The organism is Lysinibacillus sp. IITD104, assembly GCF_036698265.2.
GTDB classification, from domain to species: Bacteria; Bacillota; Bacilli; order Bacillales_A; family Planococcaceae; genus Lysinibacillus; species Lysinibacillus boronitolerans.
In genome coordinates, this window is sequence record NZ_JBAHYH020000001.1 from 4174178 (window position 1) to 4198160 (window position 23983).

Below are 23983 nucleotides of genomic sequence, written 5' to 3' on the forward strand. Positions count from 1 at the left end.
CTGTCACCTCCAATAAAAGAAGCGTAGAGTTTAGCCCCTACGCTGATTTCATCACTAATTTAGAGATTTTCTGTTCATTTTCAACCTTTGAATCAATTTCAATCCAGCCAACAACACCAATTGCATGTTGAGTAGCATATTTTTCACGTAGAATTTCAATCGAAACGTTCTCAGAAAGTTTTACTGCAAGGCCCGACATGTCACCATAGTAAATTGCTGTTTTTCCAGCTTCCATGCCTGACATATTATCCGATGTATAAACATCTTTCCCTAGTAAAGTATAGCCCCAACGAGCTGTGGCATCTTTGTTCAGTAGGTAGTTGCCTTGTCCATCTTTCAATTTTCGAATGGCTTTACGAGTAGTTTTATTCATGATCCAAATGGCATTGCCCTGGAAAGCATCAGGTACTTCTTCTTGTACATCAATCAATTCATCAGCTGTTAATACTGTAGCAGCTGCAGCAGTGACAGATTGCTTTACAGTTGAAAGGCCCGTAATCTTATTTGGTGTACCGTTTAACAATTGGTTTTCAATCCATTTTGCAATTGATTCAGCCATTTTCGCTACAACAAATGAAACAAGATCGAATTGTGAATTATTAACGAGTGACTTAGACACTTTACTTAATGCACCTGCTAAGAAGCCTTTTAACTCAATTGAAGTGAATCGTCCACTTGTAGATTCCAATTCAACAAATTCATCAGCATAAGCCATTTCGATTGTTCCTGCAGATTCATCATAGTAAGGAATACTTAATGATCCAGCAATGTTATAACGAGTTGCTAACTGATATATTGGTGAAATATCATATACCTTTTGAATGATCTTATTTGCAATACTGGAAGGAATTACGGCACCGTTTGCCCCTACAGTTAAATTAACATCTGCTCGTTCCTCGACTACACCACGAATGTAATTTTCGAAAGCGCGTGTTTCAGCTTCTTCTTGCGTACGTTGTTCAGCTTGTTTAGCAGGTAGTTTTTTGTCCAAAGAACGTGCTTCATCCAAAGCAGCGATTGTTTTATCAAGTCCTGCAATTTCTCTTTTAATTTCATCAAATCGAGTCGATTCTTGGTCAGTTAGTGCGCGTGTTTCTTCTTTGGCACCCTTTAGTAAATTATCCATTTCATCTAATAAGTTGTTGCGCTGTTCAACCAGTGACGGCATAGAACGTGTTTCAATAAACTTCTTAATATCTTTTTTCATGTTAGTTTCCACCTTTCAACTTTAAAAGCTCAATTTGTTTTTCATACAATGAATAATCAACATCTTTTTTAGAACGTGTTTCTTCTGAGCGATCTTCAATCTCAGCTTTAAAATCTGCTCCGCGAATTTCTGAAATCGCCTGATCTTCTCCGCGAGCTTCAATTGAAGTAGCAACATAAGCTGGCGTTTTATCTAAAATTGACACCTCTAATAACTCGATGTCCTCCAATGTGCGTTTCTGAATGCCATCTTCTCCGTCTTCCCACGATGGCTTGTTATCGACAAAACCAAATGACCAACCTTTTAGCTTACCGTCTTTCGCCTTTTTAATGATTTCTTCATCAGACACATGAGCAATAGCACGTAAACCGATGTTATCCTCATACAACTGCAGGTTCCCCTCTTGTAATGATCCAAGCTTGCGGTTTTTATCATGATTGAATAATAGATCAACATTTTCAGCCTTATCCAAAGCTCTTTCAAACGTTTTAGCACGTATTTTTTCTTTAAAACGTCCTCTTGGTGAAGGTAAAATACGACTTTCACGCTCAACAGCATTCACGTAACCATCTAGCAACACTTGATTTTCTCTAATTTCAATCCTCAATCTCTTCACCTCCCTTCTCAGATACTTTGCCATTCTCTGAAATATCAGCAGTTTTATTTGTGTTAGGTGTGTAAATTGTCTTTGTTTTTGGATCGTACAAGACATCTTGCAAGCCTAATTTAATGAAATCTAGCCCAAGTGGCTCATGATCTTCTAAATATCGAATCTCGTCAATTTGCATCCAACCATTTTTAAGTGCGATTTCATAAGCTTTATAGCGCTTTTCAATATCACCTTTGACTAGCTCTTTCATATCGAAGGCAAAATAAAAAGACTGCACTTTTTCCGATGGAAGAAGCAAGTCCTTGTTCAATGCCGTTTCAATTGCTCGAATAATCGGCAGTATGCAATTTTTAATAAAGTTTGTATGCACTTCTTCATTGGCGGAGCCATCCAAAATGCTATCAGGTACTTTAAAAAGTTTATTTATTTCGCTTGAATTGGTCTTTTTGTTTTCATTCAGCTGCATTTCAACCGATGTACTCGATGCCTCTTTGAAATCTATACCATTATTTAATACCACAACATTTTCTGTATTGTTTTTGTATAAATTGTTCCAGGCTGTTTTTAGTTCTGCAATTGCATCCTTTGACAATCGGCCCAATGACTTCAAGAAACCTTTTTTATTACCGCCAGTTTTAACAAGTGAGTCCTCAAAAACAAGCGTATTGTACGCAACTGATAAAATTTTATTGTGATCCTTTATAATTCCACTACCTGTTACCCCATCTTTAGAATTTCGAGCAATTTTAATAAACTCAAATTCCCGATAGTTCACACCATTAACAGAAATATCATAGCTTTTAAATATTGGATCAACACCAACTAACACCGATACATTTCGATTCTCAACATAATGAAGACTTTCAACATCATTTCTTTTTCGGTTGATAAATACATACCCTGCGCCTTCCAATAAATAATCAGTTACTAAAGCTTTTTTAAACTGGAAGCCATCTAGTGTATCTAATGTCTCGTCATTAAGTAGAAAAACACGTCTATCTTCTTCAATTTCTTCAACTTTACCACTGTTTTCTTTGTGCAATTTGATAGGTAAAGTTGCAATAATATCTGAAATCAAATCTACACAGGTGCCAACACTAGGTATGCTTAACGCTTGTTCCTTTGTTAAAACAGCATCCGTTAACCCTGCTTGCAGCAACAACTCATCCATTCCACTTTCACGAAACTCCTGAATACGCTTATAATCACGCCATTCACGCCACTCTTTAATAAATCCCACAATCTCACCTCCTTAAATGACTTGTGCGCCCCAATCAGCATCAGGATTAAAGATGACATCATTCTGCAGTAAATAGATTGCATTGATTAGGCTTACAAGCATATCAACTTTGCCAGTGGATTTTTTCTTATTAACATAAATATTTTTGTTAGTATCCTCAGTGACTTTTGCATTTTGGAAGTTTTCTTCTAGCAATTCATTTTCGGTATAGTGAAACTCTTTATCTACAATCTTTTCTCTTAATAGCTTTGTAGCTGGATGCAATACGCTTGAATGCTGTTTGACCTCCACAGTAACCAGACCTTCCCTTTCTAGTTTTTGAGCTGTAGAAAGGCAGTTATAACGGTCATATGCTACGCCCATCACAATCACATTAAATTTTTCTTCTACTTCCAAAACCTTTTGTTCAATAAAGCCATAATCCACAGTCATATCACCACAAGAAAAACACTTCCCTGACTTAATGTGATCATAATAATTGATCTTCTCTACGCGGTTTTTATCAGGAATACGCTCAGTTGGTACAAAGGCGTAGGAATCCGCATATATATGCATGTCTTCCTCTGTCACCATAGAGAATGAACAGTTATCATTCGTCATAGCCAAGTCTAAACCTAGCCATACTTGACGGCCTGACCAATCGAAATTATCCATTTTACATTTCCGAACGTCCTCTACATTCACATACGCTTCACCACTATTAGAAGGTAAAAAGTGATTCATATGTTTACATAGGTATTCCTCACGCTCTGAGGGCTTTTCTATGGCTGATTTACGGCTATCTCGTATCTCGTTATAGTTTTCCTCAACTCTTAACGGATTCGCCTGTAATAGCCCCGTATCGTCCCATAAATGATCGTCCTCAGCGTAATAAAGCAACGCAAACATGCGATCATCTTCAATAAACCCATTAAAAACCTTCTTCGCATACGCCAATTCTTCCAACATGATCGATTTATCCTCAGCATAGGCCGTTGTTAATTTAAAGCGCAATGGATTTTTCACATTTAATTGCCCTGACTTCATAGCGTTTATATTCTTGTAATCTTTAAATGCGCCAACTTCATCAGCGATAAAAGCAGATGGCCGGATTGAGTTATTTCTATTTGCCTCTGCAGTACGTGCCTGGTAAAAACTATTTGTTAAAGTACATACAATTTTTCCACTTAACGTTTTTGGAATCACAAAGTATTTAGCAACGCCTGGGCTGGCCATGATAATTTGTGTCATAGCCTTTTTAACTTCACCTGCAAGCTCACGATCCAAACAAATAGAATAGAACTCTGAATAATCATCCTCTGTAAGCATTAAGATAATGATAATTAAAGCACAAATGAACGTCTTCGCATTCTTACGAGGAATAAACAGCGTAATATCACGGTATCTAAACTTTTCTTTATCGTTTTTAAAGCGCCAACCAAATATATTGACAAGAAAAAAAGCCTGGAATCCTTCCAAACCCTCTAATATTGTTTTCCCTGCAACGCCTAAACCTGTAGCAAAGTTCAGTAATTCTAATAGACCCTCTATCTTTTCTATTTCTTCCATGTCGAAATAGTAATCAAAATCATCTTCATACTGCTTTTCTAAATCCTTTAGGAACCAATTACACTGAATAATGACCTCTTTTGTTGTAATTTCTTTGCCTTTTACAACTCTTTCAGCGTATTTTACTGCCTTTTCAAATATCATTTTTTGCCACCACTCAATACTTTTAACAGTGGATCGTCTTCTTCAACGCGAACTTGGAAATTGATATTTCCTAGCTTTGCTCGACTTTGAGGCGATAGGCTTAATTCATTACAGCAACGGAAAAACTCTTTTGAATACTTATCTTTAGCACTCAATAAGTTCCGATCTAAAAGCCTTTCAATATCCCTGTTAATAATTCGTTCAATTTGTTGCACTCGGTCAATGGCTACCGCACAGGTGCTTAGAATATAAATATCGAGATTACCAAGAATCCCACTTGCCTGTAACTCCTTCACAATGAAATTGAAAATTTTCTTTTGCCTTGCATTCAGGTATGTAGGAGGCAAGATTTCATCGGCAGCACCTTTTAATTTGTCTTCTGTTTGAGTACGAATTGCGATTTCTTCCTTCGTTAAATTCTTGCTCATTGTTTTCACACTTTTTGACGGTCTAGCCAATTTCCTCACCTCCTTAAAAATTTTCATTTAGGGAATTTTTTTAGAGCAAATGGGGGCAGTCGGTGTACAGGAATTTCAGATTTTTTCACCGAATACCAGGGGGGTACTCTCCAAAATAATATTTTGTAATTCTTCTGCAGGTATTGTTCCCTTCTCTGCCAGCTCATGATGATAACGACACAACGATATAAGGTTGTCATCCTCTAGCCTCTTGTCCCATGCGTTAGCTATAGGCTCTATGTGATGCACCTCTAAGTCTGTGAAGTTATATTGCATCTGAGTATTGTATAAGTTTCGTAAGCACACCTGGCACAGATGTTTATCACGTTCAGCTATGTGCGCTCGCTTATTCTTCCATGCCCTTGACCATCTGAATCTATCAATGTATGTGGTCTGCTTTGTAGCTACTGACTTAGATGCACACCGTTGACCACGCTTATGAATACCACCACAATAAGTACAACTCTTTAGCAATACACTAACCTCCTCTATTTTTATAGTTGGAATATAATTTAATTTCAGTGCACATACTAGCTTTTAGCTAAAGGTGGTGAGATAAATGAAAGCTGAGATAAAGCTCACTTGTTGTGAAATACTTTTATTAATCTTAGTTATCGAAAAAATCTTCTTTTAGTTAAGAAGGTGACAATGCGAAAGGGAAATGCATTGTCATACTGTTTAATCAAATAAATACATAAAAAACGCATAATAAAAAGCCACACCTGGTTAGATGTGACTCTTTATTATTTATTTTGCTGAAATATGATATGTCTTTACAAGACCCATATTATAACCTTTAGCATAATGACCCTCAGGTTTTACAACTACTTTTTTATCTTCTATCATTTTAGAAACATCAAAAATAGCTCTTTCTAAGTTTTCTGCTTTTACAAAAATTGTTTCACTTTCGCTTTCGCTAAAATATAAGTTTACTTTGTATTCACTTAACATAAATTAACACCTCCCATCTACCTATATCATAGGATAAATGGAACGTATTGTCATTATAAAAAGAGACTACCAATTTAGTAGTCTCAATTACTTGTTTCCGACATACACGTACAAGCAACGTGTTTATTTCGTAATGAAGTATTATTTAGCGTATTTCCGTACGCTTTTGATAAAACTTGATAATACCAATTTACACTGTTTTTTTGCGAACTTCGCTAGTGTTAGGAAGTTCACTTTTTAAATCAATTCAACATCCTTTAATTTATGGACCACTTCGTTTACATCTAGATACGTTGTTTTTCCAGTAAGCTTCATATTTTCATCTAGCAGTTCAACGTGAAGTTCTTGGAATTCACGTTCGTATTCAAAGATGTGATAAGCGTCTCCCTCACCATATTTATCAATCACAATATCGTTTACTTCAAACGTAGGATACATACCTTCTTTATTTTCTACATATTCAGATGTACAAAACTCATATGTCATTTGCCTAGTTTTTAAACCATGACCGTCTTTACCATCATCTAAGAAATACTTTTCAACTGGTATCGGTTGAATTGGTTCATCCCCGTAAAATTTACGCCAATCAATTTCTTTCAAACCCATCCAATCCTTTCTGCAGTTTTATCAATTAATATATTACGCTTTCGAAGTACCTTGTGACGAGAAATATACAGCTTGTCAGCTATGTCCTCCCATTCGTAACAGCCATCTGTATCCCAATAACGCATATCTACAATGGTACGCATATCTTCGTCTAACTCGTTGTATAGGTCCTCCACAGTCTTGATGATACGTTTTAGGTTTTGGTAATAGTCGTCATTGGCTAAAAGCATCGCTTTTTTAGCAGTCGTGTCAGAAATAGCATTACTACGACCTCCGACCATTTCACCACCTTCATTATGTGGATGTAACAACTCCCATTCACGATATTTTAATTTCTTCTTATTTTGTTCCAGCTCAATCCAATATCGTTCGATTGTCTGTATATCACTACGCGATAACGTAGGCATGTGCAGCACCTACCTTGTTTGTTTATTTCCTTATATGTTCAGTAACTACGATTCATAATTTTAATGATTCCAGTATCTATGTGTGGTCCAAAAATCACTAAAGCGCTTGGAAATGGTGCTGGGCTTTCTGCTCCTACAAATGTAATTCTCCCTCTTACAAAACGAACCTCTGCATTTGGAAAAATAACATCATGCCAAACTTTCGTATCAGGTCTAGCAGGTATTAAACAGACAACAGTAGCACCTTTTTTTGATTCCTCATAGGCTTTTTCTATCCATTTGATTTGTTCACGCCCATAAGGAGGATTCATCCAACAAACTTCATTCGACGAATCTTGATCAAGTCCATTCATTTCAGGGGTAAAGTATCTAGGATGTTTTGCGTTGTGAGGTAATGCACAGACATCAATAGTAAATTGAAATTCTTTATTTAAAGCATTGTATAAAGTATTTGGTGTTTCCCAATCTTGTCTAGCACTACTTAATAGCGCTGTTTGATTTTGCATATCCTTCATCCTTCCTGTACATTTTCTTTCAAGTAAATTCTTTGTACATGGCATCTATAATTCGATTGATTTCTTTTTTCAATTCTGTTTTACGCACTTTTTCTTTTCGAATAATTGATAGTAACATCACTGCGAAGCCATAATAAAATGTCTCTTTTTTCATGTGTCACCTGCTTTATTATGCTTTCCACATGGTAAGCAACGTTCCACTACTATTGCGATTCCTAAACAAAGAACATCATGCCAATAGTTAGGCTTTAAATGGCCAATAGTCATCCACTCAATGAAGCACCAATATATAGCTAAACCAAATGCAATTACTGCTATCCGTTTCCAACGTTTTTCACTGGCTACTTTTATAAATTCATTGCGAAAATACCTTAGATAATTCATAGCTTTCCTCCTGAACAAAATTTATCGATTGTCTGCTAATTAATGATTTCAATTTCTTCTGCACTTACAAAGTCGTCTACATCAAAATACGGTGAATAACCTGTCACATTCCCGTCTGAATGAAGCACACCGTCATATACTCGACCAGCTACAAAAACTCGTCTCATATGCCCCCAATCTTCCCAGTAGATGTTTTTCTTCGCTTTGAAACGAATTGGTTTATCTGAACGCTTTTCATCACCTAAAGCTCTATCGTTTGCATGTGAATCCGTTTGATTACGTGCCATTTCACTCGCTCCCTTCGTATTGAACAATATTTATCGATTAACCTTTCAATTCATCTTGCCATTGTCTTATATGGTCAATTGTTTCTTGCCATCCATCTCGACATTCTTTCAAATAAAGCATAGATTCAACAACTTTATCTTTATCATTAAGTGAACAACCATCAGCGGTCATAATACTTAGTTTATTGTCCAAATTATTCAAATCTCGTTGACATTCATCACACTTTTTATACGCCTCTTGCATAGCTAATTGCAAAATTATCTGACGTTCATTTATAATTTTGAAATCCAAATTTACCAACTCCCTTCCTGCACAAAATCTTTCGAATAATCAAGAATGACGTTTTATTAATTCCTCCAGTAGTTTTAGTGCGTGTTTTTTAGATTTTTTATCTAAAGCATGCCTTTACTAACATTTATAAGTAGGACCGTATTTTGAATTTCCTTTAATTTTTCAATTGTTTTTTCATCCACTTAGCACACACTCATTTCTGTACAATATCTTTCGTTTACTCTTTAGAGGTCTGTAAGAACTGATATTGTGTTTTCACATGATTTACATACAACTTCAACTAAACTCTCACCAGTAATACGGAACATGATTTCAGAATCCCCTTGCAACCCATCTTGAACCGTTTCATTAGCCAGACAATTTTCACACTGAATGAAAAAATTATTTCGAGAAACTGTCATCTATCCACCTCCCAACCTTCCTGAACATTATCTTTCTACTGCACCGTATCCACACGCTTTTTACTATCCTCAACATTGAATGACTCTGGATAACGCATTTTCAATTTATCGATGTTCATTTCGCAAATTTGTTCTAGTGTTGAATCATAGAATTTAGCTAATTCGATTAAATTTTTGATTAACATTTTTAATGCTAATTTCATTTTGGATAAATTCAATTCATGACGATGATATATAAATTTTTTAACTTGTTCTGAAATCTCACCTGAAAGGATGATGATTTTTTCTATTACCTTTTCCTTTGGGCCATCCACAACATAATTAGCTAATGGCTCATATGTTTCCTTTAAGAAGGTTAATAGCCCAAATGCATAATGCGCTACATCGCCTATTTCTTTCAAAACAGCTTCACGATCATTAGCAGCACCTAATACCTCTGCGCATTCACCTATTAGGCCCAAAGCGTAATTTGTTAAGCCGTTTTCATATTCCACATTGTTTTTAGGCTCACCGCCAAATGGCATTGTACGCTTAGACAACTCTTGAAATTTATTTAGTTCCATTTTGTAGTTCCTCCAATTTTCGAATTACTACTGTTGCATATACAGCACCATCAATCATTTCTTCGCGGTAATGTTTCAGCCATTCAATAGTTGAGTGATCCATTGGATTGACTGTTGTACCATATTTCGCAAGACCTTTAGCTGTTTGATTTTGTAACAGTTCATTTACTTCTCGTAACACTGGATTTGCTAAGATTTCATCATCAATTGTCATTAGCTTACTACCTTTCTTCTTCTCAAATTATTTTTAGTAATAATTCCATTTTTCTTTTTCCAGTTTCTAATTGTGCATGGTGATACTTTGTACATTTCAGCGATTTCTCTATCCAATTTTTTATCCTTTTTTAAATCCAAATACTCAGCTTTAGTCAGAGTAGTTATTGGCTTTGGACCAGACTTTTTATTTTTTGAATCAGTTTTAATAACCCTTCGCTTATTCACCAGTTTCATTAACTTGTCGCCATACTTGCGGAGCTGTTTGCAATTTGAACAATGATTATATTCATTGGCTGCCTGACAATTACATTTGTTTGTAAGTGCATCAACCTTCTTCAATATTGCTACACGTTTCTCAAGCATTTCTGCGTTCATCTACATCCCACACTTTCTTGGTATGCCAGCCTTCTTTGGTATACTGTTGCACCCATTTATATTTGTAAGGCATAATGACACTGGCCTCGCATCCATCAACGATAATGGCCATTTCGATATATCGTTTGTAAGGATTGGGTATGGCCTTCCACAATCTACCCTGTGGCTGTTTTGACATCTTCACCGACTGAACAATAGGAATCCCATTGCGCATGTTCATAGGCTTCTCCTAATGAATCAGATAGTTGATTACAACTAATTTTTGTTTTTCAGAAAAACGGCCATATTGCTCAAAGTTGTCCAAAATGTTGAGAGTCATAGTTTTATAATTTTCATCACCTGTATAGCCATTAATGGACATATCTTCTTTTATGAGGTCAAAAAGCATTTTGTCACTGTATTGTAGAAACCTACTTCTAAGCATGTCGTAAGGATTGGTTAACATTAGAACACCCCATTTTTTAGGTAATACCTCGCTTGATATAAAAACCTGTGTAAAATAACATGTCCCATCATATCTTTTTCGACCGGACGAATTTCGAAGTTGTATTTTGCTTGCAGGCTATCTAATCGACCTCGTAATGCTTTAGGGTCGTATCGACTGCGATATTTCCCTTGTGCAAGGTTACGGTCAAAATGCGGATCTTCCACAAACAGAACAAATTTGCTTCCCTGCGAGCGAATGAGCTCATTAATAAATGCTTGTTGAGTATCTCTTTGTAAGTTACCGCAAATTTCATCTATGCCATTTTTACGCTCAACGTAAGAATTGAAATATAAATCACGTGTGACACCTAGCATTTTCGTTTCCTCGTTACAAGGAATCATAAAGCTGTAATCGCCTGTGTCCAACTTTTGTAATTTCATCGGAATATCCTTTCGTTTGAAATATTCGATGATGTGCATAGATGATTTTTCCCTAGTGTCCATGATGATGGTTAAGTGTTTTAAAAGTGTGTCAATTTCTTTGTCCGAAAATTTATAGTGAATCATTGTGAATCACCTAGCATTCCATGTATTTCACGTTTGAATGAAACAATTTCATCATGTAACTCTTTAAGCGTAGCTGCTTCTGACTCAAATACACGTTGTCGTAAAATTACTTCAAGAGCTTGTTCTATCTTTCCACAGTACTTCCACGTCTTCCACTCTTCACGAATTTCAGCAGAATGCTTTGTTTCGTCAAAAATTGGCGATTTCGTTGGATCAACTATGTGCTTTCGCATAATAACAATTTGCATACCATCACTCGTTAATTTATATTCATCATTCACCATTACATCCAACATTGGTGTAACCCCCTTCACCTTCGCTTTGTTTTCCTTTTGTTCTGCTTTATTTAAGCTGTTTAAAAGTTGCTAGCATATAAAATATCAACTTAACCTGAATGCCCCTTAAATCACTTGTTTTGACGCGCATATAAAATAGCACGATTATAGATTTGTTTTTTTAATTGTTCTGTTTCAGCATTTTCATATTGTCGCCAATCTTCATATAACTCTTTCCAACCGTTAAGAGCTAATTTCGCTTGATAGTCATAAAATAGATTCAAAGCTACTTCATCATTGTTTAAAAAATTACTGATAGATTCATTACGTTGCCATCCAGCCAGTGCCACAATCATTTTCCACGTTGTCATATCCGTTGCATTCATGCCTTCCACAGATTTGAGGTAAGCATCTATTTCATTAAAAATTGGTTCGGCTGCTTTTAAAACTTCAACTGGAATGCTTTGATGGTTTTTCAATTCAAGTCGGCCATCTGATGGATCACGTTCAATCACTCCGCCATTTTTCCAAATTTGCGAAAGTATATATAAAACCACCGTTTACCACTTCCTTACATTTATAGTGGTTACTTAATTCTTAAAAAACTGCTGTTTTAGTACCGTTTGTTAACTAAAGTTATTTAAAATAACTCGCCCAAACCTTACAGTCCCAAGGGTTTAAGTCAATTTCGTTATTTTTGTTACTGGCGTTTGGGTATTACGCTCTTATATATATATATATTTATATTTTTTATTTTTTTATTAATATAAAAACCAAATAACAAAAGTAACTTTAGTAATATAAAAATACTCTTAAACTATTGATATGACTGGATTTCAGAGAGTTACAAATGAGAGTTACTTTGTTAACTCAAAGTTACTAAACTAGCTTAAATGACGTATTTTCACCCTCTAAAGTAACTGTTTTTTCTTCAAAAGTAACTCCTTGTGGCGCTCGCTCTTGTAAAGTAATACCAATGAAAAAGTTTTTGTTTCCTGTGCCACGTTCCTTTTTAAAACCTTTTGTTTCCAACATTCGGTAAAAACTACGATTACTCACTGTGCGTTCACCTGATTTATAACCAAAACTGTCGTAGACGTTATACAATTCTTTCGCTTCGATTTTGATATTTTCATTGGCTTTATCTACATAACAACATTCGGCTAAAAACGGCCCAAGGATGTCCATGTCTTCTTTATAGTTACCTGTTGCTTTTGCTACCACTGCTGGTTCAATTAAACCGTCCTTCTGCCACTTTAAGCAGCCTTCAATTGCCCAATTGAGTATTCCACTCATTTCTAATGACAACTTCTCTGGAAGCTTTTTATCACGCTTATGCGCTGGCAAGTTTAAATCAAATGGAATCAACTTTACACGTCGCCATATACCTTCATCTAGGCCACCAATAATCGGCTTATGGTTAGTAGTGAAAAACACTTTAAACTCTGGAATGTACTCAAAATATTCTTGTCGTAAAAACCGTGCTAATACTGGCTCTCCACCTGTAATTTGCTTTACGAATGATTCTGATAGCTTTTCGCCTTCTTCTGATTCAATCGCTGATACAAAACGTGAACCTACTAACCTCGCAATATCGTTATTGGCACCTGTTTCTTTTTTCTTGATGAAAGTATCTGCCTTAGCTTGCTTGCCATATTCGCCTACAAGATCTTTGATTGTGTTGATAAAAGTGGATTTACCATTACTACCTCCACCAACCAAGAACATCATAATTTGCTCTGAAATATCACCTGTAAGGCTATAGCCGATTAATCGTTGCATGTATTCTGACAGCTCTTTATCTCCCATAAATATTTGATCCAAAAATGCTAACCAATTTGGGCATTTTGCATTTTCGTCAAAAGAGATATTTGTTATTTTTGTAAGCTTTAATTCCCTATCATGAGGCTGCAATTTTCCTGTTTTCAGGTCCACGACTCCATTAGCAACATTGAGTAAATATTTATGTTGGTCAAAGTCGCTACGATCTCCAGGAACTAATACCTTTAAATCCTTAATAGCACTTTCTCGGACATTATGTTTCTCACAATGCCTAGCCCATTTTTGCTCGGTTTCATCATCTGATTCACCAAGCTTGCGAACGACTTTGGCTACAATTCGATGAAGCTTTCCTTTTTCGTCAAACTCCCAATACTTGCCGTTCCAGATATACCAACCAACTGATGGAATATAACGAATTACATGGCCGTATTCATAAGCGATTCGCTCTGCATTTCCTAAGTCAGTCAATTTGAATTTGCGCGCTGGCTTTTCAACTTCCTCTGCCACTACCTCATCACTGTGGAAGCTGAATGAAAACTCGTTGTCATTTTGATGGTCTAACACAGTTGTAGTAGTGGAGGAAATAGCTTCTGCTATTGTTCTTTCTCCATACGTTTCTCCTGTATCACTAAAGTGGATTCGGTCCCATTTATCACGCATTAATGATGTTTCTCGGAACATGCTATCCATTCTAGAAGCGCTTTTACCAGTCCAAAATGCCAAATGATTACACAATGCTAAATCACTTGAAGAGCGATCATTATTTATTAAATTTCCGTTATACAGTGAACGTATTTCATCGCCCGATTTACTACGAAACATTCGCTCCCAGAGCGCTTCATTTGAAAGCTTAATTTCATCATTTTCATATTCTGCAAGGTTCACTCGATCTTTTATATCACTGTCATCAAAATACTTTTCTAAGATTTCTGCTACTTCTTCAGACCGTTCATAAATCTCATTGGAATTCTCACGATTACCTGTCATTGTGAAGTAACGGCCATATTGATAAATTTCAAGACCATGCTTTGCACTTTTACGACCAGTACCCACTACAGACTGTGGAAGGCTACCTTTGATGATGATATGAATGCCTGTACCACTCACACTAAACTCTGTGTAGCTATCCAGTGTATCAATGATCTCTTTAGCAAAATCGTTAATGATTGGATTTACTTTTTCTGTATCATCTGCTGAATACGTAACGCATTTATCAATATCAATACCGATAAATCTGTCTTGCCTACTGAATACAAAACCAATGCCGTCCGCATTTGATTCTGTATAAAACTTTGCTGCTGTAGCAAATGTGGACCATGTTCTGCGATCATTACTTCTGGCTTCATTACCATCAACCTGAAATGGTATTTTTGTATAACGACCGCCTTTCTCTTCTGCCTTCCACAGGATCCATTGAGGTAGCAGCCGTAATTCAGATGGTATTTCGTTAAAATTAATTGGTGCTTTCATGTTACCCACCATCTTTTTTGTGTAATTATTTCTAATGCTTGCAAACACCTTTCTCGTTGAAACATTCCGAAATGACATTCACTTTGTGGAATGCCCATCCGTTGAGCTAACGCTTGATATAAATTACTGCGACCTTTAACCTTCTCGTATCTCCATAATTTATCGAATATGTCATGACAAGCTTTTCTTAAAATCTGCACATCTTTTGTTGCTAACGTCCCTAAAGGTTTGCCACTATCATGCGTACCAACATTAGCCTTGCAATCGTGACAGTAATAACATTTGCCATTACCATACTCACGACCATAAATTATGGAATTACTTTCTTTTTTAACATTGCTTGATCCGCAATTATGGCAATTTTTGATTGCACTCATGGTTATTCACCTCATTTTGGGTATAAAAAAGAGAAGTCCGCCTAAAACAGACCTCTCTATTAAGTTTTATTTAGAATGGAAGATCGTCACTTCCAACTGTGATTGGTGCTCCTGGTGATTGTGGAGGATTTACAACTGATTTATCGTAGTATTTCGCTTTTGCAGCAGTACGTTTTTCCTTTTTACCATCAACCAACTTTTCATATTCTTCGTGCTTAACAGTAATTTGTAAGCTTCGACCAATTAACTGATTAGCCATATCTTCTGGTGATTGGAATGGATGTCCGTTTGCAAATCCAGTAGCTTTTAATAATGACTGAACGATACCTGCAGCAATTTCATTCGAGAATGTGAAAGTGTCAAACATGATTTTTGCACCTTGATGTTTTTGAGGAACATCAGAACGGATTTCATAATCAAGTGTAATTTTGTCTTCACCTTTTTGAGTTTTCCCAGCTACCGCATTTAAAACTATCGCTTCGTATTTACCTTCAGCTACTAATTCAAACCCCGATACAACTTTTTCTTCATCAAATTTAAAAAATGACATTATTTATTTCCCCCTGTTTCATCATTATTTGTGGAAGGCTGATAGCCAACTTTAAAAATATCTTCGTGTGCACATGCTTTTCGTTGATCTAATTGATTTTTAGCGAAAACATATGGCGACGGCTCTAAAATGAAACCATAATTTTTTGTTTCTTCATTGATAACTGATTTCGCAACTACCTGGCATAATCCCATGAAATTATTCAAAATCTTAATTCGTACATCTGGGTAAGCCCGATTGACGATTTGTCCACTTGGTAAATTCCATGCATCTGTCATTTCCCAAGCTGTAAAAACCACTCGTTTTCCAAGAGTTTGGATAAAACGCACGCTGTCGATAATAAAGAAATCAATTTGTTGATAGTTACCTTGTGAAGGCACTCGATTGTTATTACCTTCACGGCCCAAGTTTGCTAACATCGAACGTGTTAATTCTGAAACGTTATCAAAAAAGATTGTGTCGTACTTAGATAGGTCTGCATTTTTCAAATCTATCATTAGTTGATTCCATGCATTCCACGCATCGTACGAATCGAAGTTCACAATATCAATATTTGGCGTTCCTGCTAAAACAATTTCAGTTTTATCAATTGGAATGTAAAGCGTGTTTCCTTCTAAATATTTAGCAGTAGTTGTTTTACGCATACCAGGATTGCCGTAAAGCAACCAAGTGGATGCGTCTGCTTTAATGTCTGCTGCGCTTGATACTTGCATGCCTTCCACACTCCTTTTCTATTAAAATGGCACGTCTTCAGTAGATGCATCTTGTTTCGCTTCAGCATTTGCGAATGGATCCTCGAATTCTGGTAATTCTTCATCCGTATTTTCAACTGTTACACTGCCATCATGATTGACTGTATATGGAACACCTTCATGCACTTCATCAATGCTCATTTGACCATCTGGAGCATCATCCTTCGGTTTGCCTTCCATAACCTCTTTAGGAGTACCGTATTGATAAGTTAAATCCACAAGGAAATACTGGCCGTACTTGTTGTACTTCTCGCTGATTTTTTTCATGATTAACGCTTCATTTTCTTTCGCTTCAGTAACAATTTCCTCAGCTTCTTCTGCTGTATCTGCATACCATTGTTCTTTTTGATTGAGTAATTTTTTCAAGTGTTTATCCTCCTATCGAATACTTAAAGATTGATTTTCAACAAGTTGAGCACCTTCTATTTGCTCACCTGCTTTAAGTGCTTTAGTTAATTCAGCTCGACTGATTGTTTTCTCCACTTTGATAAACTGTGGAGGGATAGCTGCATCGTTTTCGATTTGTACTGATGTGGATTTACGGAAGCTGAATGTAAATTTATCCGTTTTTAAGCGATTGCCTTCCACAGTTAGCAATGCTTCGTACATACTGTCTTTCATGCGTTTAACATTGTTCTCCATTGCCTTACGGCGTTCAGCAAGACGTTTTTCTTCTGCTCTCAATCCGTCAATGTCTGATTCAACATTCTTGATGACCATCGCATAACCTTCCAGCTTGTCCGCTGTTGCAAGTTCAATTGATTCAAGTGTATCTTCTAAACCTTCGGCTCCATCTTCAATCATTCTTTGTAATTGTAATAACGCGCCTTTCAACTCATAAAGGGTAGCCATTAGTTAGCACCTCCATATTGAGCGTTTGTGTCGTTGATGATTTTATAATGGCTTGTATACATACCGTCATCATGAGTAGGGTACCCATTTGAATTAATCCCGTTAACGGTTAAGAAATGTCCAGTTGACTTATTATCTGAGGCACGGCAAACTTCAATCAATTGACCTACCGCCACTGTCGGCTGTATTGCCTGTTCAAACTCACTTACATCAAGACCAAGCGCTCGTCCTAGTGCAATGGCTTTTCCAATGTGTTCGTTGAATACGTCATTTGGGTTGCATTTGGCAATGCCTCTTTCCCTTACTTTTCCTTTAGTTCCTTTACATAAGGCAATGATTGTACGTTTTTCAATGTTTACAACAAAATCAAAATCTTTTAAATACCAAGGTCCGTATATAGAACCTCTTGAATCTGGCACTGCTTGTTCTCTACCTAATTTTTCTTCAACAAACTTCTTCGCCTTTTCAATAATTGCAGCACGTTGTTGATTTGGTGTTAATGGTTTGTCGTCCTCCACAGTAGTTGTGGAAGGCTCAATCGGTTTCTTGCCACGTAATTCATGTATGATTAATTCTAATTTGGCTACCTGATTTTCTAATTCATCTACACGTTGCTCAATAAACTTTGTCATTGACCTTCAACCTCGCATTCAATTGTATTTTGAAGATTTTGCAGAAGCTGTGGTATATTTAAACGTTTCAACATATCTGCATTTAATTGTTGTTGCAAATTAGCTTCAAGATTACTAATTAACGTTTGCTCTGCTTTTGTTTTAGCCTCTCGAATCATATCTGCTACTTTTTCATTAAGCTCTTTTGCGATATAACCTTGTGTTAAATATTCAACGATTGAATACTTGGCATCATCTCGATAACTCGGCTTCTCTCCATGTTTTGTAAGTGTTTTTTCTGCTACAGCCCTTTCAAACTGTTTGCCCATATACTCTGATAAAGACATGTATTCTACATTAGATCCCCATGAGCTTGTTTTATAAGGGATTTTGATATTCGCAATATTATCTGTCATGATTTTTGAGATAAATTCATCAGCAATAGAATTTACCTTTTCAGTGATTACAGAAGAAAGTTGTTGTTCCATTTTTTCTTCTAACTTGTTTGTTAAACGGTTTTGTATACCTGAAATGATCTTTCGTTGAATTTCTTCATCCAACGTCATTTCTTCATCTAACCAATCTAATTCAACCTCGATATTAAACTTTGCCATTACAATTCCTCCTGTGGTACACTACCAGTGTCATATAATTTTTTTATCTCGCCATTGGTTGCCGCCTTTGACGAGTTTTTTTGTGCCTCAATTTGGGCATTTTCTGCATCCTCGATGTCTTGCCAGTAATCTGATTCACGGTCGTATACATCAGCGTGTGTGTGGCCTATACGCATGGAATCACCTACTTCTCTATCTCATCGAGAAGCTTTTCTAAGCCTTCACGACTCAATATCAACTTGCCACCTAGCAAACTATAATTATCATCAGAGACTTCACCAGTAGCCATGCATGCCATATTAGGCTTGTATTTTTTCAAAATAACCTTGTCCCCATCAGTGAAAATTTCTACTGCATCCTTTACCTTGATGCCTAATGTAGTACGCAACTCTTTTGGAATTACTAAGCGACCTAATTCATCCACCTTACGAACCATGCCTGTTGATTTCATGATATTTCCTCCTTTTAACTAGTTAATTGCATGAACAACTCACGATCATTATTAGCTAAAGCCTTATCAATCAAATGTTGACGGTTCATTTCTTCAATCTCTTTCACCAGACCGATTGTTTTTGGACTTAATAGGACACCATCTTCTTCAACTAAAAGCCCCTCTTGTATTGCAAGTTCTGTAACAGCCTTCAATATAGAATCAAACAACTGAATCACCCCAATTTACCGTGAAACCAGTCACGCCCTTATTGTCTAAAATCGTATAGCCAGCTTTTTTTAACTCTTTTGAAAAGACTCCTAGTATACGAGGTTCATCACCTTGATAAATGTAAGTGAATTTACAGCTACCTTGTTCTGCTTTTGATTCAATACCTTTAACTAGGTCTTTGAAATATTCACTTTCTAATGAATCCTTTTCGAATTTTGCAGTTGCTTCGTTTGTAACCTTTTTCATCTCAGCTGCAGGTTGTAACTTCATCCCTTTTCACCTTCCTTGTATACTGCATTGTCATTGGTTTGAGCCTTTGACACGTTTTTCTGTGCCTCTATTTGGGCATTCCGTGCATCCTCAATGTCTCGCCAGTAATCCGTTTCACGGTCATAAACATCAGCATGAGTGTTGCCTATACGCAATCAATCACCTCCTTTCATTGCCTCATAAACTTTCTGAGCATAGGCTACTTGCTGCCAAATGTATGGATCTGTTTCTTTGCCACCGCTGGCAAGCCAGTCACCTATGCGCTGATTAACATCTAATAGGACAGCTATAGGTAACTTGCTAGCAACCGTACTCAATAAATACAGTGGCGGAATATTCATCAATGTTTCACCTACTAACTCCACTGGAACAGGTTTAATGTTCATTGGTTTCACCGCCTACTGTATTTGTGATTAACCATTGTTCGATTGTAGGTTTGTGAAATAAAATTCTTCCCCTAACTTTTGTATGAGGGATTTCCTTTTGCCGTGCCATTGTGTAAATAGTTGTCTTACTAACACCTAACTCATTAGCGACTTCATCTACTGACATAGTGAGCTTTCCCATAATCTCTCTCCTCTCATAAACAAACTACTTGTTGCTCACTTTCATCCTCAGATTCAACCTCATCCTCCTTTTCAAAAAGGTACTCAAGACTACAATTTGGAAAGAAATGTTTTTTTATCATTAATGCTTCATCATAATAAAAGCGATATTTCCCATTAACTTTGTCATTCACAGTTGCATATCGAACATTTAAGAACTCTGAAATATCAACCATTGTGATGCCTTCCCTAGCCATTTCCGCTCGCAAATTTTTATACACCCTTACCTCACCTCACTTACCACGAACGCAATTGCGTTCTTTGTTATTTACGAATATAAACGTAATTGCGTTCATTGTCAACTGATTTCCGAATAAAAAGAACGCAAAATCGTTTTTATTCTATTTACATACGAAATTGCGTATAGTATTATATACGAAAGAACGAAATTTCGTATAAACTGTTAATAAAAGGAGTTTTTAAAATTGGAAAAGGCGAAAATTATTGAACGCTTAATTGAGGAAGCAGGTTACAGTAAAAAGGCATTTGCTGAAATGATTGGTATTCCACCAACAACATTAAGGTCAATGTTAGCTAGAGGCATAGGGAATGCTTCTGTGGATAATGTACTTAAAGTATGTAAAGGTCTAGGGATCACTACAGATGAGTTAGAAAGAATGGCCACTGGAGAAATTAGTGTAGAAAAACCTTTCAACCCTGAATTAACTGAAAAAGATGAACAATCTATTCAAGAAGAATTGCAAAAAATGCTTGAAGGATTATCTAAAAATGGTCATGCAGCTTTTGATGGGCGAACATTAGATGAATTAAGTGAGGAAGAATTAGAGGATAGAGAATTATTAATTTCAAGTCTAGAAAATTCTTTACGTTTAGCTAAACGATTAGCTAAACAGAAATTCACCCCTAAAAAGTTTCGTAAATAGGAGTGTTGCTTGTGTCATCAATAAAGTCAACCGTAAACCAATTAGTAAATAAATATGGTACAAATGATCCTTTCAAACTTGCCAAATACATAGGCGTACTAATTGTATTTGAACCATTGGGTAACACATTAGGCTATTACAATAAAAATTTTAGAATACCGATTATTCATATTAATCAAGATGCAGGTAGAGAGTCTCAATATTTTATAGCTGCCCATGAATTAGGACATGCAGTTCAGCACCCTGACACCAACACTTCTTTTTTAAAAAGGCATACTCTTTTTTCTACAGACAAATTGGAAATTGAAGCTAATACTTTCGCTATTGAGTTATTACTACCTGATGAATTATTTATAGAAAAGAATGATTGTTTTACCATCTATGATGCTATTAAAGAACTGGGAGTTCCCGAAGAACTGTTGTCTTTAAAAAGTATAGATGGTAAAAAAATTTTATCCTAAATGGAACATATATTCCCATTAAAGGTGGTGATTGCAAAAAAAATTGTGAGAAAATGCATAATCGAAAGGAGAAGCTATAATGGCGAATATTGAAAAGCGTGGAGATAATTCTTATCGATTCACTGTCTATCTACCAAAAGATGCAGATGGGAAATACCCTAAAAGGCGTAAATCAATAACAATTGAAGAAAAAATGTCACCAAAACAACTAAAGGAATTTTTAGATCGTGAATATCTCAAATTTAAAGATGAAGTTTTATCAGGTAACTATGTACAAACTGAAAGAATTCTATTTAAAGATTTTGCAGGACAATGGGAAAAGGATTTTGCTTCCACTCTTGCCTTAACGACATATGGGAATCACCAACGAAAATTGGAATTGCATATAATCCCTGTTATTGGTCACATGCGTATGGATCAAATAAATCAATTCCATCTTATGACTGTCATTCGTGATATGAAACGATATGATGGTAAAGACGATCCAGTTACTTATCACAGTAAACAAGATGTATATAGAACACTTAAAAGTATTTTTAAATATGCTGTGAAATGGGGTGTACTGTCAACTAATCCTATGGATGGAGTTGAAAAACCTCGACCTAGCGATACAGATGATGTGGATAAAGAAATGCAGATATACGAAGAAGATGAAATAGAAACGTTAATGCGTATGTTACAAAGTGAATCAGAATTATGGAGAATGATGTTTACTTTAGCATTAGCTGCTGGATTACGAAAAGGTGAACTACTGGGTTTAGAATGGAAAGATGTAGACTTTGAAAATCAACAAATATACATTCACCAATCAATTGTTTTGACTAAACAAGGTCCTCACATTAAATCTACTAAAACGAAAAAATCAAAACGTTATGTAACATTGCCTGATTCTGTAATGGAAGAATTAAAAGCTTATCGTATACATTGGGCAAAAGAGAAATTGAAAAAAGGTGATAAATGGATTGAACAAGATAGAGAATGGCTTTTTCATTCGTTTGATGGAACACACCTTTATCCAACTAGCCCTTCAAAACATTGGCACAAGTTTATTAATGAACGGAAATTTAAATATATTCGCCTTCATGATCTACGCCATACATCAGCAAGTCTTTTGATAGCACAAGGTGTTCATGCCAAACTAATTAGCGAACGTCTAGGACATTCTGACATATCAGTAACAATGAATACTTATGGTCATGCGTTCAAGTCTGCTGATCGCGCAGCAGCTGATAAGCTAGATGGTTTCTTTAGAGTAAAAAAGCAATCTTAACCCCTGGGGTTAAATTGGGGTTAAATTAAAGTTAGACTGGGGTTAAGATTGTGAAATTTGTTTATAAATAATTGTAATTAATGATTAAACTTGATAAAAACAATTGAAAAACCTTATAAATCCTTATAAAACCTTTGAATAACGCTATTTATTGTGATTATTTATAAATAAATCTCAGCCGACAACTCATTTGAGGAGTGGTGGTTTAAAACTTTCTATAATAACTACGGCATACGCGGCTTTTTTCCATTACATTATTGATCCAGCACCTTAGCCATTTTGGTTAAGGTGCTTTTTATTCAACATATTTTCCCCTTCTTCTCTATTCAATCACTTCCAAACCATTCTTAAAAACTGTGGACAACCTTCTTATATTTTGTATAATTCCCTCCCATTTTGCACATAGATGGAGTAACAAGGGAGGTTATGACATTGAAAAAATTAATTTATCTATTGGTTTTTACTTCACTACTATTAGTAGCTTGTGGAAAGAACGCAGAGCCAAAGGAAGTAGCAGTCGATCAAAATACGAATGTTGAAGATATTGTAGGCGCGATTGTGAAAAATGAATTCTCTGTGGATGAATCAAAAAACGGTGTTGTCACAATTTCCATTCAAGATACAGATGTGACAGAAGGATCGAAAAACCAGATGCTAAGAGATTCTACTAAAATTTTCGCTGATTTGTCCAAATTAAAAAATGTGAAGACACCAGCTATTACTTGGTATGCTCCGCTCACTGAACCTGATGGGGACAAAACGATGACAGAGGTTTTGAATATTTATTTTAGTGAAGAGGATTTTCACAAAGTAGATTGGGCCAATTATCTACAGGTCGATATCGAGTCTAGCGCCACAAATTATCATGAAGATGAGGCCTTGGAAGATTAAGCACATACAGATACCCCACGCCCTATTGTGGAGTATCTTTTTTTACATATTGTTCTATAGCGTTTACTAAAAGAGATTGCTTTATTTTGTAGTGAGTTGCTTGCCAAATTCCTTTCCCACCCTGCAAAATTAATAGCTGTGGTGATTCGTGCTTCACTTGAAGATCACAGGCAATAGCATTTGAAACTACTCGGTCCATTTGTACAATCACAATATATTTAGGCAATTTCGTTTGTAATACTTTATATTCCTTTAAAGCTGAAATACTACTTATACATGTCATGCTAATTTTTAATACAAGACAAGGTTTGAACTTCGATTGCTCCAAAACTTCGTACCACGTGTTCAATGTTGTTATTCGTTGCATTTAGTAACCTCCTAAACAAATTATATACTACACAGGGTATTTTAGGTCGCATAAAAAACACGAGACTACAGACATAGCTCGTGCTTAAAATTTT

At 36.0% G+C, this 23983-nt stretch carries 44 protein-coding genes; 4 read left to right on the plus strand and 40 right to left on the minus strand.

Going from position 1 to position 23983, the window contains the following annotated elements:
• Positions 1-37 precede the first annotated feature (37 nt).
• The 39 genes from V1L66_RS21045 to V1L66_RS21235 all read right to left on the minus strand — a co-directional run bounded on the left by V1L66_RS21045 (position 38) and on the right by V1L66_RS21235 (position 20237).
• Complete coding sequence (locus V1L66_RS21045) at positions 38-1207, minus strand: phage major capsid protein (RefSeq protein WP_281115204.1); 1170 nt, start codon at positions 1205-1207, stop codon at positions 38-40.
• Between the two features lies 1 nt (position 1208).
• The gene (locus V1L66_RS21050; protein ID WP_281115205.1) at positions 1209-1814 is read right to left on the minus strand and encodes an HK97 family phage prohead protease; all 606 of its coding nucleotides are present in this window, start codon (positions 1812-1814) and stop codon (positions 1209-1211) included.
• A complete protein-coding gene (locus V1L66_RS21055) occupies positions 1804-3057 on the minus strand; it encodes a phage portal protein (RefSeq protein ID WP_333005649.1) in 1254 nt (417 codons plus the stop codon). The genes V1L66_RS21050 and V1L66_RS21055 overlap by 11 nt, the downstream gene beginning before the upstream one ends.
• A gap of 12 nt (positions 3058-3069) precedes the next feature.
• Entirely contained in the window at positions 3070-4749 is a 1680-nt protein-coding gene (locus V1L66_RS21060; RefSeq protein ID WP_333005650.1) for a terminase TerL endonuclease subunit, read from the minus strand.
• Positions 4746-5207, minus strand: coding sequence for a P27 family phage terminase small subunit (locus V1L66_RS21065; protein WP_333005652.1), 462 nt, complete (start codon positions 5205-5207; stop codon positions 4746-4748). Before V1L66_RS21065 ends, V1L66_RS21060 begins: the two co-directional genes overlap by 4 nt.
• Before the next feature lie 75 nt (positions 5208-5282).
• Positions 5283-5513 carry an HNH endonuclease gene (locus V1L66_RS21070; RefSeq protein ID WP_333005719.1) on the minus strand — a complete coding sequence of 77 codons (231 nt, stop codon included), beginning with the start codon at positions 5511-5513 and terminating at the stop codon, positions 5283-5285.
• Between the two features lie 441 nt (positions 5514-5954).
• On the minus strand, positions 5955-6158 hold the full coding sequence (locus V1L66_RS21075; protein WP_333005653.1) for a hypothetical protein: 204 nt from the start codon (positions 6156-6158) through the stop codon (positions 5955-5957).
• A gap of 237 nt (positions 6159-6395) precedes the next feature.
• Positions 6396-6758, minus strand: a complete 363-nt coding sequence (locus V1L66_RS21080) for a hypothetical protein (protein ID WP_333005655.1) — start codon at positions 6756-6758, stop codon at positions 6396-6398.
• Entirely contained in the window at positions 6755-7171 is a 417-nt protein-coding gene (locus V1L66_RS21085; protein WP_333005657.1) for a transcriptional regulator, read from the minus strand. The genes V1L66_RS21080 and V1L66_RS21085 overlap by 4 nt, the downstream gene beginning before the upstream one ends.
• A 38-nt stretch (positions 7172-7209) precedes the next feature.
• Complete coding sequence (locus V1L66_RS21090) at positions 7210-7677, minus strand: DNA N-6-adenine-methyltransferase (RefSeq protein WP_333005659.1); 468 nt, start codon at positions 7675-7677, stop codon at positions 7210-7212.
• Positions 7678-7705: 28 nt separating this feature from the next.
• Positions 7706-7840 carry a hypothetical protein gene (locus V1L66_RS21095; protein WP_333005661.1) on the minus strand — a complete coding sequence of 45 codons (135 nt, stop codon included), beginning with the start codon at positions 7838-7840 and terminating at the stop codon, positions 7706-7708.
• Complete coding sequence (locus V1L66_RS21100) at positions 7837-8070, minus strand: hypothetical protein (RefSeq protein ID WP_333005662.1); 234 nt, start codon at positions 8068-8070, stop codon at positions 7837-7839. The genes V1L66_RS21095 and V1L66_RS21100 overlap by 4 nt, the downstream gene beginning before the upstream one ends.
• A gap of 35 nt (positions 8071-8105) precedes the next feature.
• Positions 8106-8357, minus strand: a complete 252-nt coding sequence (locus V1L66_RS21105; protein ID WP_333005663.1) for a hypothetical protein — start codon at positions 8355-8357, stop codon at positions 8106-8108.
• 37 nt (positions 8358-8394) lie between these two features.
• Positions 8395-8649: a hypothetical protein gene (locus tag V1L66_RS21110; protein WP_333005665.1), complete on the minus strand. Its 255-nt coding sequence runs from the start codon at positions 8647-8649 to the stop codon at positions 8395-8397.
• 224 nt (positions 8650-8873) lie between these two features.
• Positions 8874-9050: a hypothetical protein gene (locus tag V1L66_RS21115; protein WP_333005667.1), complete on the minus strand. Its 177-nt coding sequence runs from the start codon at positions 9048-9050 to the stop codon at positions 8874-8876.
• 35 nt (positions 9051-9085) lie between these two features.
• Positions 9086-9613 (minus strand): hypothetical protein, encoded by a 528-nt coding sequence (locus tag V1L66_RS21120; RefSeq protein WP_333005669.1) that lies wholly within the window; start codon positions 9611-9613, stop codon positions 9086-9088.
• The gene (locus V1L66_RS21125) at positions 9600-9827 is read right to left on the minus strand and encodes a hypothetical protein (RefSeq protein WP_333005671.1); all 228 of its coding nucleotides are present in this window, start codon (positions 9825-9827) and stop codon (positions 9600-9602) included. Before V1L66_RS21125 ends, V1L66_RS21120 begins: the two co-directional genes overlap by 14 nt.
• Positions 9827-10204 carry a hypothetical protein gene (locus tag V1L66_RS21130; protein ID WP_333005672.1) on the minus strand — a complete coding sequence of 126 codons (378 nt, stop codon included), beginning with the start codon at positions 10202-10204 and terminating at the stop codon, positions 9827-9829. The genes V1L66_RS21125 and V1L66_RS21130 overlap by 1 nt, the downstream gene beginning before the upstream one ends.
• Positions 10185-10424 carry a hypothetical protein gene (locus V1L66_RS21135; RefSeq protein WP_333005673.1) on the minus strand — a complete coding sequence of 80 codons (240 nt, stop codon included), beginning with the start codon at positions 10422-10424 and terminating at the stop codon, positions 10185-10187. Before V1L66_RS21135 ends, V1L66_RS21130 begins: the two co-directional genes overlap by 20 nt.
• A 9-nt stretch (positions 10425-10433) precedes the next feature.
• Positions 10434-10649, minus strand: a complete 216-nt coding sequence (locus V1L66_RS21140; RefSeq protein WP_333005675.1) for a hypothetical protein — start codon at positions 10647-10649, stop codon at positions 10434-10436.
• The gene (locus V1L66_RS21145; protein WP_333005677.1) at positions 10649-11197 is read right to left on the minus strand and encodes an ERCC4 domain-containing protein; all 549 of its coding nucleotides are present in this window, start codon (positions 11195-11197) and stop codon (positions 10649-10651) included. Before V1L66_RS21145 ends, V1L66_RS21140 begins: the two co-directional genes overlap by 1 nt.
• Positions 11194-11493, minus strand: coding sequence for a hypothetical protein (locus V1L66_RS21150; protein ID WP_333005678.1), 300 nt, complete (start codon positions 11491-11493; stop codon positions 11194-11196). The genes V1L66_RS21145 and V1L66_RS21150 overlap by 4 nt, the downstream gene beginning before the upstream one ends.
• Before the next feature lie 110 nt (positions 11494-11603).
• Positions 11604-12029 carry a hypothetical protein gene (locus tag V1L66_RS21155; protein ID WP_333005679.1) on the minus strand — a complete coding sequence of 142 codons (426 nt, stop codon included), beginning with the start codon at positions 12027-12029 and terminating at the stop codon, positions 11604-11606.
• A gap of 322 nt (positions 12030-12351) precedes the next feature.
• Complete coding sequence (locus tag V1L66_RS21160) at positions 12352-14724, minus strand: phage/plasmid primase, P4 family (RefSeq protein WP_333005680.1); 2373 nt, start codon at positions 14722-14724, stop codon at positions 12352-12354.
• On the minus strand, positions 14721-15101 hold the full coding sequence (locus V1L66_RS21165) for a zinc-finger-containing protein (RefSeq protein WP_333005682.1): 381 nt from the start codon (positions 15099-15101) through the stop codon (positions 14721-14723). The genes V1L66_RS21160 and V1L66_RS21165 overlap by 4 nt, the downstream gene beginning before the upstream one ends.
• Before the next feature lie 70 nt (positions 15102-15171).
• Complete coding sequence (locus V1L66_RS21170) at positions 15172-15651, minus strand: DUF669 domain-containing protein (RefSeq protein ID WP_333005683.1); 480 nt, start codon at positions 15649-15651, stop codon at positions 15172-15174.
• Positions 15651-16364, minus strand: a complete 714-nt coding sequence (locus tag V1L66_RS21175; protein WP_322605743.1) for an AAA family ATPase — start codon at positions 16362-16364, stop codon at positions 15651-15653. Before V1L66_RS21175 ends, V1L66_RS21170 begins: the two co-directional genes overlap by 1 nt.
• A gap of 21 nt (positions 16365-16385) precedes the next feature.
• Positions 16386-16769 carry an organic solvent tolerance protein OstA gene (locus V1L66_RS21180; RefSeq protein ID WP_333005688.1) on the minus strand — a complete coding sequence of 128 codons (384 nt, stop codon included), beginning with the start codon at positions 16767-16769 and terminating at the stop codon, positions 16386-16388.
• Between the two features lie 12 nt (positions 16770-16781).
• Entirely contained in the window at positions 16782-17255 is a 474-nt protein-coding gene (locus tag V1L66_RS21185; protein ID WP_333005690.1) for a siphovirus Gp157 family protein, read from the minus strand.
• Positions 17255-17887, minus strand: a complete 633-nt coding sequence (locus V1L66_RS21190; RefSeq protein ID WP_333005691.1) for a hypothetical protein — start codon at positions 17885-17887, stop codon at positions 17255-17257. The genes V1L66_RS21185 and V1L66_RS21190 overlap by 1 nt, the downstream gene beginning before the upstream one ends.
• The gene (locus V1L66_RS21195) at positions 17884-18480 is read right to left on the minus strand and encodes a hypothetical protein (RefSeq protein ID WP_333005693.1); all 597 of its coding nucleotides are present in this window, start codon (positions 18478-18480) and stop codon (positions 17884-17886) included. Before V1L66_RS21195 ends, V1L66_RS21190 begins: the two co-directional genes overlap by 4 nt.
• Complete coding sequence (locus V1L66_RS21200; RefSeq protein WP_333005694.1) at positions 18480-18656, minus strand: hypothetical protein; 177 nt, start codon at positions 18654-18656, stop codon at positions 18480-18482. The genes V1L66_RS21195 and V1L66_RS21200 overlap by 1 nt, the downstream gene beginning before the upstream one ends.
• An 8-nt stretch (positions 18657-18664) precedes the next feature.
• On the minus strand, positions 18665-18931 hold the full coding sequence (locus V1L66_RS21205; protein ID WP_259419049.1) for an AbrB/MazE/SpoVT family DNA-binding domain-containing protein: 267 nt from the start codon (positions 18929-18931) through the stop codon (positions 18665-18667).
• 14 nt (positions 18932-18945) lie between these two features.
• Complete coding sequence (locus V1L66_RS21210) at positions 18946-19140, minus strand: IDEAL domain-containing protein (protein ID WP_333005695.1); 195 nt, start codon at positions 19138-19140, stop codon at positions 18946-18948.
• The gene (locus V1L66_RS21215) at positions 19133-19411 is read right to left on the minus strand and encodes a hypothetical protein (protein ID WP_333005696.1); all 279 of its coding nucleotides are present in this window, start codon (positions 19409-19411) and stop codon (positions 19133-19135) included. Before V1L66_RS21215 ends, V1L66_RS21210 begins: the two co-directional genes overlap by 8 nt.
• A complete protein-coding gene (locus V1L66_RS21220) occupies positions 19408-19566 on the minus strand; it encodes a hypothetical protein (protein ID WP_175400727.1) in 159 nt (52 codons plus the stop codon). The genes V1L66_RS21215 and V1L66_RS21220 overlap by 4 nt, the downstream gene beginning before the upstream one ends.
• Positions 19567-19797: a DUF6877 family protein gene (locus V1L66_RS21225; RefSeq protein ID WP_333005699.1), complete on the minus strand. Its 231-nt coding sequence runs from the start codon at positions 19795-19797 to the stop codon at positions 19567-19569. It lies immediately after the preceding gene.
• Complete coding sequence (locus V1L66_RS21230) at positions 19787-19978, minus strand: helix-turn-helix domain-containing protein (protein ID WP_333005701.1); 192 nt, start codon at positions 19976-19978, stop codon at positions 19787-19789. The genes V1L66_RS21225 and V1L66_RS21230 overlap by 11 nt, the downstream gene beginning before the upstream one ends.
• A gap of 13 nt (positions 19979-19991) precedes the next feature.
• A complete protein-coding gene (locus tag V1L66_RS21235; RefSeq protein ID WP_333005702.1) occupies positions 19992-20237 on the minus strand; it encodes a helix-turn-helix transcriptional regulator in 246 nt (81 codons plus the stop codon).
• Positions 20238-20441: 204 nt separating this feature from the next.
• On the opposite strand from V1L66_RS21235, the gene V1L66_RS21240 reads away from it, so the two are divergent.
• The 4 genes from V1L66_RS21240 to V1L66_RS21255 all read left to right on the plus strand — a co-directional run bounded on the left by V1L66_RS21240 (position 20442) and on the right by V1L66_RS21255 (position 23522).
• The gene (locus V1L66_RS21240; RefSeq protein ID WP_333005703.1) at positions 20442-20900 is read left to right on the plus strand and encodes a helix-turn-helix transcriptional regulator; all 459 of its coding nucleotides are present in this window, start codon (positions 20442-20444) and stop codon (positions 20898-20900) included.
• Between the two features lie 11 nt (positions 20901-20911).
• Complete coding sequence (locus tag V1L66_RS21245) at positions 20912-21361, plus strand: ImmA/IrrE family metallo-endopeptidase (protein ID WP_333005704.1); 450 nt, start codon at positions 20912-20914, stop codon at positions 21359-21361.
• 79 nt (positions 21362-21440) lie between these two features.
• Positions 21441-22631 carry a site-specific integrase gene (locus V1L66_RS21250; RefSeq protein ID WP_333005706.1) on the plus strand — a complete coding sequence of 397 codons (1191 nt, stop codon included), beginning with the start codon at positions 21441-21443 and terminating at the stop codon, positions 22629-22631.
• Positions 22632-23057: 426 nt separating this feature from the next.
• Positions 23058-23522 carry a hypothetical protein gene (locus V1L66_RS21255; protein WP_238542703.1) on the plus strand — a complete coding sequence of 155 codons (465 nt, stop codon included), beginning with the start codon at positions 23058-23060 and terminating at the stop codon, positions 23520-23522.
• Positions 23523-23544: 22 nt separating this feature from the next.
• On the opposite strand, the gene ytxJ is transcribed toward V1L66_RS21255, so the two are convergent.
• Entirely contained in the window at positions 23545-23889 is a 345-nt protein-coding gene (gene ytxJ, locus V1L66_RS21260; protein WP_333005709.1) for a bacillithiol system redox-active protein YtxJ, read from the minus strand.
• Positions 23890-23983 lie beyond the last annotated feature (94 nt).